We start from the raw sequence: 7,015 nt of genomic DNA, 5'->3' as shown, positions 1-7,015 counted from the left end.
CGCGTCCGGCCGCATTCGTCCCTGGGCTATCGGCCGCCCGCGCCTGTCAGCTACCCGGATCTGGCCTTCCGGCTACCCATCGCCGCCACCATGCAGTAGCCTCTCAATCGGCTCGGTCCAAAATACCGGTCAGGTCAGGTTTGGGTCCTTTTCTTCTGGTCGCGGCGCGTGGCTGCACCGGCCTCCCGAAGGATCTCCTCGGCCTCGGCTATGAAGTCGCGTAGATCGTCCTCAGTGGTCTCGGGCAGCTCGGCGAAGGGGACGGTTAGCGGCGAGGCATCCGGCCAGCGGTATGGCGCGGCGGTCTCGGGGTGAATGCCGAAGCTGACGAAGTGCTGACCAGACAGCAGAACCTCGACCTTCGTATCCTTCTCCTTGGGATCTTCGGTGAAGAACAGGGCCGGGGTCTGGATTTTCTTGAGAGGGATCGCGAGCCGATAGCCAAGCAATAGTTTCGGCTCGCGGCCGATCCGTACCAGCGGGGTATGGCCGAGCATGCCGCGCGCCCGGTCGGCAATCAACGCGGCCAGTTCCGGCACCCTCACGTCGATGTCGACGCCTGCCAGCCGGCCGCACAGCAAGCCGGTGTTGGTACTGTCGGGGTAGTGCGTCGCCCACCGTCGGATTTCATCCGGCGACGCATCAAGGCAGCGGCGCTCCCAGCCTGACATGACGGGGCGCTTGCCGGCCGAGTCGATGTTCATGCTCGGACTGGAGACCGGCACGGGGTTATAGCCGTTCTCACGCAGAGCGAGGCGCAGTTCGGTCGGGTTCGGCATGGTGTGCGCCGTCATGCTGCGCCTCCGAAATGCGGGGTCGGATCGTCGAAGGTCGCACCGAGGCGCACTGCTGCGTCTCGAGCGATGGTCACGGCTTCGCCGAAGCTGAAGGCGCTGCCGACGATCGCCGCGGAGTCTCCGGAGGCCGAGATGTGGTCGACCCGCCAGCAGCCGCCGCCGTCGGGGTCGGGCCAGATCGAGATTTCGCCCCGGCCGGCAGCCCGCGGCTCGTCCAGCACGACGGCGAGCGGCTTGCTGTGCACCGTGACGGGGATGCCGTGCCTGGCTGCATAGGCGCGGGCGTCCCGTAGCGCGTGCCACTCGTCGGGCGTCCGCTCTAGGGCGGTGTAGTAGCCGGTCGGGAGGCGTAGCCAGGCCACCCACATGTCGACCTGCGGAGCGACGATCACCTCGACGGCGGTCGGGGTCCGCTGGGTCGACAAGGGCGAGGGGAAGCAGATCACGTTGCTCATGCTGCACCCCCGTCATGGAAGGTGCCGCCGATCTCCTCCGCGAGCTTCCGCCCCTCGCGGACCGCCTCGGCGCGGTCGGTGTATTCGCCATGGCTGCCGGACGAGCCGCCGGATGGCGACTCGTCGAACACGGTCCAGCCCTGGTGCGGCGGGGTGCCGAATGGGACTAGGAACACGTTGCCGCCCCACGGGGCGCGAACCGGCTTCGGATACGGCTTGGGTGCCGGCGGCGCGGACTTGCGCCCGAAGGTGAGGACGCGCCCCATTAGGCGGCCTCCTCGTTCTGGTCTCGGGCCGCAAACTGGCGGCACCAATGGTCGGCGGCGACCACCGGCCAGGAGGCATTGTCACCAGCGATCGCGTCGGGGTCGATGCTGGGCGGCGCGGCGCGACACTGGCCGGTCGGCTTGCGGCCGATGACCACGAACCCGCGCGGTCCGTCCTGTCCGACGGCTATGCTGTCCCAGTCGTTCCAGGCCGTGCAGTTCGCGCAGGCGAGGGCGCCGACGGGCGGCGTGATGATGCGGGGGTGCGTCATCGGCCGCCCCCGTCCTGCTGAGTGGGCCGGAGGGCCTGCGCGGTGGAAGCCGCCGACGCGAGGGCCTTTGGCAGCGCAGTTCAGGCTGTAGGCAGCGCCTCTGGCGTCTCGGATCAGGGCGAACTCGACCGCGTTTCTGGCATAGCTCTCGGCCAGGCTCGCGGCCTCGGCCACCGCGTCGAACGTGAGGCAGGCCGTGGCGGTGATGGGGCTGGGCGCTGCCATCAGCGGGCCTCCCGCATCTGCGGGCCGATGCCGGCGAGGCTGGCAAGGACGGCGGCAACCCCACACTGCTCTCGAACGTGCTGGCGCAGTCGAAGCCTAATTACCAGACCGTCGGCGGCAACATCTACGACCTGTCCAAAAACGGCGGCGTGCCAGGGCAGGGCAACCTTGTCGGTCCCGCCTCCGGGCCGCCGGCTGGGTTCGAGGCCGACCCGACAACCCCTGGCCAGTACCGTCCGATCGCCGGCGGTCCGGCCACGCCCGAGTACAAGGGTTCGGTGGCCGGCGCGGAGGCGAAGGCCAAGAGCGATGCCGTCCCGGACAAGCCGATCCAGGTGCGTCCTGGTGCCGTCGTCCTCGACCCGAACACCATGAAGCCGCTGTACGAGGCTCCCGGCAACAAGCCGCAGGGGTTCGAGACCGAGGACAAGCTGCGCACCGAGTTCTTGAAGCAGCTCGGCACCTTCGGGCAGGTTCACGACGGCTACGGGCGCGTCATCGCAGCCACGAAGCAGCGGCAGGACAACCCCGGCACGCCCTCGCCCGCCTCCGACATCGGCCTGATCTTCGGCTACATGAAGATGCTCGACCCCGGCTCGGTGGTCCGTGAGGGCGAGTACGCCACGGCCAAGAATGCCACCGGCGTGCCCGAGCGGGTGCTGAACGCCTACAACAAGGCTCTGAACGGCGAATTCCTGTCGGACGCCCAGCGCAAGGATTTCCTCGGGCAAGCGGCCGAGCTGTACGGCGCCGCCCGCAAGACCGCCGACGGCGTCGCGGATCGCTATCGCGGGCTCGCCCAGCAGTACGGCGTCAGCCCCGAGCGGTCCGTCTACCTGCCGGACATGCCGACGCCGCCCCGGATCGGTCAGCAGAGCCAAGCGCCGCAGACCGCCGCCCCAGCCGCCCGCTATCAGCAGCTTCGCCAGGGCGGCCTGTCCGCGGCCGACGCCCACGCTCGCATGCTGCAGGAGGGCTTCTGATGGCCGACATCGAGGCGTTCGATCCCGATGCCTTCGCGGCCTTCAAGGCCCAGGCCGCGGGTACGCAGGCCGCCCCCATCGAGGCGTTCGACCCGGATGCCTATGCGGCGTTCAAGGCGCGGCAGTCTCGGCCAGCACTGGACCCAAGCCAGGCGCAGCAACTCGCTGCCGCGAAGGCCGCCACCGCCGCGCCCTACGTCGAGGGTGGCCTGCCCGACATGCCGAGCAGCGAGGATCTGTACCGGCAGGGCGCGGGCGTTCCGGCCAGCCTCTACGCCGCCGCCAGCAGCGCCATGTACGACATGCCCATTGTCGGGCCGATGCTGACGGGTGCCAGTGATCGCCTTGCGGCCGGCATCCGCTCGTACCGAGACGGCACGTCCTACGGCGACGAGCTGAAGCGCATCCAGGACTACGACACGGCCGCCAAGGCGGCGCACCCTGTCGCCAGCACGGTCGGCGGTGTGGCCGGAGGCATCGCGGGCACCGCCCCGATGATCATGGCGGCCCCGGCTCTGTTCGGCGCGGGCGAGGCGGCCCTGCCGGCGCGGCTGCTGGCCTCGACGGTCTCGGGCGGGGCGCTCGGCGGTGCTGACGCGGCGGTTCGGAGTGGCGGGGATCTTGATGCTACGTGGAAGGGTGGCGCTGCCGGTAGCGTTCTCGGTGGCGCAGCTCCCGTCCTCGGCGCGGCCGTCGGCGCAGGGGTGCGCAACGCTGGCGAGTTCGCGGCCAGTCGCCTCGCGCCTACCGCAGGGTTCGGATCGGCCGCCGCGGGGAAGATCGCCGACGACGTGGCAGCCTCCGGGGGCGCCGATGCGGTTCGCGCCCGGCTCGCCGACCTCGGCCAGCCCGCCATGCTCATGGACACGTCGCCGGCCTTCACGGGCAGGGCGCAGGGCCTCGCGGTCGAGCCCGCCACCCGGGGCGCTATCGTCACCCCGTTGGAAACCCGTGCTGCTGGCGCGAACACCCGGATCCGTGGCGATGTCGATCAGGCGCTCGGCCCGGCCGCCGAGCCCGCCACGGTCGAGGCGGCCCGGCAGCAGTCCTACGACCGGGTGGTGCCGCCGCTCTACCGGCAGGCGACCGGCCAGCCCGTACAGGTCGACACCAGCAACGTGCTGGGCATGGTCCGCGATCTCCGAAGCCAGGAGAAGGGCCCCGCCGCCGACGCCCTCGATCGCGCCTGGGGTCTGCTGCACCAGGACGGCGACGTTCCCGGTGTCGGACGAGCCGCCATTCCGGACCGCCGGCCGGAGGCCCTGCACAACGCCAAGGAGGCGCTGGACGCCCAGATCGCGCAGGCGCAGGGGCAGATGGGCTCTGCCGCCGCCAGCACCGTGAACCGGCTCGGGCAGGTCCGTGGTGCCCTGAACGATGCCCTGGAGGCGCAGGTACCCGGCTATGCCGACGCGAACCGGACGGCGCAGCAGTACCTCGCCGGCCGGGACGCCTTAGCGCGTGGGCAGACGCTGCTGAGCGGCGGACGTGATGCGGTCCGTCCCGGTCAGCTCGCGGCCGAGACCGTCGGCATGTCCCCGATGGAGCAGTTCATGCAGCGGACAGGGCTCCGGTCCGAGATCGACCGCCATCTCGGCACGACCCTGAACGACCGGGTGGCCTTGCAGCGCGACCTCATGGGCGAGGGCGACTTCAACCGCGCTCGCTTGGCGACGGTGTTCGGCGAGGAGCCGACCCAGCGGCTGGCCAACACGGTCGGGCGCGAGGCGCAGTTCGACCGGACGTACAACGATGTCGTGCGCGGCAGTCAGACGGCGCAGCGCACTGCTTCGGCCCGGGACATCACCCCGCGCGAGGTGTCGGCCGGCTCGACGGACGTGCTGCCGGGGCTGGCGACGATCCTGGGCGGTGCGGATGCGGGGGCGAGTGCCCTGGCGACCAAGGCCGGCATGGGCGGGCTGAAGCTCGCCACCAGCGCCGCCGGCAGGCAGGCGGACCTCGCCAGCAACCAGCAGCTCGCCCGTGCCGTGACGATGGAGAACGGCGACGCGCTCAACGCCCTACTGGATGCCATCGAGCGGCGCGGGCGGATGATGCAGCGGGTCGGCGGCTACGGGGACGCGGCAGCCCTCGGGGCACAGGCTGGGGCGATCTCACAGGCCGACCGGACACGGGGCTATCTGCCCTCCAGTCTGCCGACGGTGCCCTTTCTCGGTCGATGACCGCGCCATGCGAAATAACCGCAGATGAGCCAGAACCCGATGAGTCCGACCCAAGCCCCTATCCTGCCGATGTGCTTGATCAGCCAAGCATGCACGCTCGGCACGGTCGCATTCACGGCCCACGACAACACCGCCATGCCGACGGCGAAAAGCACGAGGGTCAGGGCGATTTCGAGCCAGCGGGGCATGCCCGAGAATGTGGCCCCGACCCGGCATTCTGTCGATAGCCGCCAGGATCGCGTGCGGAAGCCCAGGATGGGCGTTCGCGAAAAACCGCAGGCAGGCACCAGGAATCAGCGGACGGCCGCCAGCAGGCTAGATTTCGCAACGCAGGGGCATTTCGCATGAGTGACGGGCCGAGCTTTGGAGGCGTGCCCTCTTTCACGGGTGGCGACGCGCCGTTGAGTTCGTCCATCCAGGAGTGGCTGCAGATGCAGCAGCTCGCCCAGGCGCAGGGTCAGGGCGGCATGGGTCAGGACGTGCCCCAGGCCATGCCGCCGGGGTTCACCGGGTATCAGCCGCAGACGCCGCCGACGGGAGCACCGACGCCCGTGGTGCAGCCGCAGGCACAGGGCCTCGCCTCCGCGGCCATGAGCGCGCTGGGCCCGAACAGCGCCGAGGCGGCGACGCCGGATCCGAACGACATCCGCGGTCGGTTCATCAGCACGTTGCAGCAGGGCGGCCTCACCAACCCGAACGGTCTCGGGGCGGTGGCGGCCTACGCGCAGCACGAGAGCCGGTATTCGCCCGCGAACATCACCGGATCGTGGTCGGACCCGTCCGAGAGCGGGCAGGCGGGACAGTCCGGCGGCATCCTATCGTGGCGTGACGACCGCCTCGACAAGATGCGGGCCTTCACGCAGGGCGCGGCCGACCCGGTTGTAGCGCAGGCCAAGTTCCTGCTGGCCGAGAACCCGCAGCTCACGCAAAGCCTGCAGAACGCCGGCAGCCCCGAGGAGGCGCATCGCCTGATGGCGGACGCATGGAAGTTCGCAGGCTACAATCGCCCCGGCGGCGAGAACGCGGCGCGGCTGGCGACGACGCAAGCCTACGCCAACAGCTTCGCGAACGGGCAGGGGTTGCCGAACCCCGGTTCCTCGTCGGGCTCGCCTGGCATCGCTCGACCGGCCGGGACCTCGATGGGCTCGACCGCGCAGGCCGGTGGGTTCGGGCTCGGCGGTGTTCAGGGTCTCGGATCAGCCGTGCCGGGCCAGTCCTCGCCGACGCCGGATGTGGCCTCCCTGTCCGGGCAGCCTCTCACCGCAACCGGCGGCTTCTCCGATCCTGCCGCGCAGCAGCCGAGCAACCAGTACGCCCAGCTCGGGAACGCGCTGAAGGCCATCGCGGCCGGGCAGCAGAAGCAAGGGCAGAAGGCGCCGGGCATGATGGGCGCACCCGAGGTCGGCGGGCGGCAGATCTCGCTGCAGCAGGCGCGGCAGATGTTCGACCCCGGGAAATTCTACGGGATGCTGCGAAATGCCGGTGTGGGCGGCCAGACGCGCGGATCGTAGGTCTGGCCGTGCTGCGCGGGCATGGGCTCAAGATGGCGGGCGGCGGGGAGACTGTCGAGGTGGCGCTTCGATGGGTCGCCGCTCAGATGTGCCGGAACAGCGCAAGCTCTTGGAGCACGCCCGCCAGCATATCGTCGCCCACGCTAATCGGCTCGTAGCGCCCGTCTGCGCTCATCGCAGGGCGGCCGACGCGCCGGACCACCTCGCGCTCGAAGGACACGAAGTTCTCGATCCGCCCATCTGCACTGCGCAACGGCCGGCAGTCGATCTCGGCACGGTACCGGGTGCCGTCGGCGCGGTAGTTCGTCAGATAGCCGTGGAAG

Annotated in this window: 7 protein-coding genes and 1 pseudogene; 3 read left to right on the top strand and 5 right to left on the bottom strand. The window is 70.3% G+C overall.

The window, feature by feature from the left end:
- Positions 1–134 precede the first annotated feature (134 nt).
- The 4 genes from MKL01_RS15950 to MKL01_RS15935 are packed head-to-tail and all read right to left on the bottom strand — an operon-like array spanning position 135 to position 2,015.
- Positions 135–794 (bottom strand): bifunctional DNA primase/polymerase, encoded by a 660-nt coding sequence (locus MKL01_RS15950; RefSeq protein ID WP_243906189.1) that lies wholly within the window; start codon positions 792–794, stop codon positions 135–137.
- Positions 791–1,252, bottom strand: a complete 462-nt coding sequence (locus tag MKL01_RS15945; protein WP_243906188.1) for a hypothetical protein — start codon at positions 1,250–1,252, stop codon at positions 791–793. The genes MKL01_RS15950 and MKL01_RS15945 overlap by 4 nt, the downstream gene beginning before the upstream one ends.
- On the bottom strand, positions 1,249–1,518 hold the full coding sequence (locus MKL01_RS15940) for a hypothetical protein (protein ID WP_243906187.1): 270 nt from the start codon (positions 1,516–1,518) through the stop codon (positions 1,249–1,251). Before MKL01_RS15940 ends, MKL01_RS15945 begins: the two co-directional genes overlap by 4 nt.
- Positions 1,518–2,015 carry a hypothetical protein gene (locus tag MKL01_RS15935; RefSeq protein WP_243906186.1) on the bottom strand — a complete coding sequence of 166 codons (498 nt, stop codon included), beginning with the start codon at positions 2,013–2,015 and terminating at the stop codon, positions 1,518–1,520. Before MKL01_RS15935 ends, MKL01_RS15940 begins: the two co-directional genes overlap by 1 nt.
- 77 nt (positions 2,016–2,092) lie before the next feature.
- On the opposite strand from MKL01_RS15935, the gene MKL01_RS15930 reads away from it, so the two are divergent.
- The 3 genes from MKL01_RS15930 (at position 2,093) to MKL01_RS15920 (ending at position 6,692) form a co-directional block, all read left to right on the top strand.
- On the top strand, positions 2,093–2,998 hold the full coding sequence (locus MKL01_RS15930; protein WP_243906185.1) for a hypothetical protein: 906 nt from the start codon (positions 2,093–2,095) through the stop codon (positions 2,996–2,998).
- Complete coding sequence (locus tag MKL01_RS15925) at positions 2,998–5,181, top strand: hypothetical protein (protein WP_243906184.1); 2,184 nt, start codon at positions 2,998–3,000, stop codon at positions 5,179–5,181. The genes MKL01_RS15930 and MKL01_RS15925 overlap by 1 nt, the downstream gene beginning before the upstream one ends.
- Positions 5,182–5,552: 371 nt before the next feature.
- Positions 5,553–6,692: a hypothetical protein gene (locus MKL01_RS15920; protein WP_243906183.1), complete on the top strand. Its 1,140-nt coding sequence runs from the start codon at positions 5,553–5,555 to the stop codon at positions 6,690–6,692.
- An 82-nt stretch (positions 6,693–6,774) separates the two neighbouring features.
- Here MKL01_RS15920 and MKL01_RS15915 read toward each other — a convergent pair.
- Positions 6,775–7,015, bottom strand: a pseudogene (locus tag MKL01_RS15915) (histidine kinase); the annotation flags it as partial.

Source organism: Methylobacterium sp. J-070, assembly GCF_022829385.1.
GTDB lineage: Bacteria > Pseudomonadota > Alphaproteobacteria > Rhizobiales > Beijerinckiaceae > Methylobacterium.
This window is presented reverse-complemented; position numbering and strand designations above follow the sequence as displayed.

What these genes read in the sequence shown, in the direction of transcription:
- MKL01_RS15950 (WP_243906189.1), bottom strand. Translation starts at nt 794, where the DNA reads ATGACGGCGCACACCATGCCGAACCCGACCGAACTGCGCCTCGCTCTG.
- MKL01_RS15945 (WP_243906188.1), bottom strand. Translation starts at nt 1,252, where the DNA reads ATGAGCAACGTGATCTGCTTCCCCTCGCCCTTGTCGACCCAGCGGACC.
- MKL01_RS15940 (WP_243906187.1), bottom strand. Translation starts at nt 1,518, where the DNA reads ATGGGGCGCGTCCTCACCTTCGGGCGCAAGTCCGCGCCGCCGGCACCC.
- MKL01_RS15935 (WP_243906186.1), bottom strand. Translation starts at nt 2,015, where the DNA reads ATGGCAGCGCCCAGCCCCATCACCGCCACGGCCTGCCTCACGTTCGAC.
- MKL01_RS15925 (WP_243906184.1), top strand. Translation starts at nt 2,998, where the DNA reads ATGGCCGACATCGAGGCGTTCGATCCCGATGCCTTCGCGGCCTTCAAG.